Origin of the sequence: Effusibacillus lacus (genome assembly GCF_002335525.1) — a bacterium.
Taxonomy (GTDB): domain Bacteria; phylum Bacillota; class Bacilli; order Tumebacillales; family Effusibacillaceae; genus Effusibacillus; species Effusibacillus lacus.
Map to the genome: position 1 here is coordinate 1 of NZ_BDUF01000042.1, position 760 is coordinate 760.

Annotated in this window: 1 protein-coding gene; it reads left to right on the top strand. The window is 48.9% G+C overall.

Going from position 1 to position 760, the window contains the following annotated elements; translation table 11 throughout:
• Positions 1 to 107: 107 nt before the first annotated feature.
• Complete coding sequence (tnpA, locus tag EFBL_RS08000) at positions 108 to 536, top strand: IS200/IS605 family transposase (RefSeq protein WP_096181622.1); 429 nt, start codon at positions 108 to 110, stop codon at positions 534 to 536.
• The last annotated feature ends 224 nt before the right edge of the window (positions 537 to 760 follow it).

Below are 760 nucleotides of genomic sequence, written 5' to 3' on the forward strand. Positions count from 1 at the left end.
TTTAGTTTCCATGCGCCGGGTCTAAACCCACCGGCTTTAGCCGGTCAGCTTCCAGCGCGTTGACAGTGTACCAGAGCACCTCTAACATAAAGTGAGAGGTGAGCAGTATGGTCGACTATCAAACCGGTGGACATTCTGTATATGACATCAAGTACCACTTCGTGTGGGTAACAAAATATCGATATCACGTGCTCGTTGGGGAAGTGGCGGCACGAGCACGAGAAATTATACGACAATGCTGCTTCAGTCGGGGAATCACGATTGTAAAAGGAAGCGTAGGGAAAGATCACATCCATCTGCTGGTATCGTGCCCACCGACAATGGCTCCATCAAAGGTAATTCAGTATCTCAAGGGAAGATCATCACGAATGTTGCAGGATGAGTTTTCCCATCTCAAAAAGAGGTACTGGGGCCAGCATTTATGGGCTCGAGGATATTTCTGTGCAACAGTCGGAGCGGTGAATGAAGAAACGATCCGCCGCTATATAGAAGGTCAGCAAGTCGAAGGCGATGATGTCTTTGACATTGAAGAATAGTTTACAAGAAGTCCGAGTTTCAGTCGGAAACTTCAGATGGCTTCAGCCATAGGTGGCTTTCAGCAGGCTTTAGCCTAGACCGGCGGCTTTGAGCCGTAAGGTCGAGTTTCAGTCGAAATCTTTAGGTGGCTTTAGCCACCGGTTGCTTTTCAGCAGGCTTTAGCCTGAACAGCGACTTTCAGTCGCTCAGAGGAACCTACCGGCTTTAGCCGGTAGTCGTTCAG

Bases quoted from the DNA above. Each gene is read 5' to 3' on its own strand.
- tnpA (WP_096181622.1), top strand. From the start codon at position 108: ATGGTCGACTATCAAACCGGTGGACATTCTGTATATGACATCAAGTAC.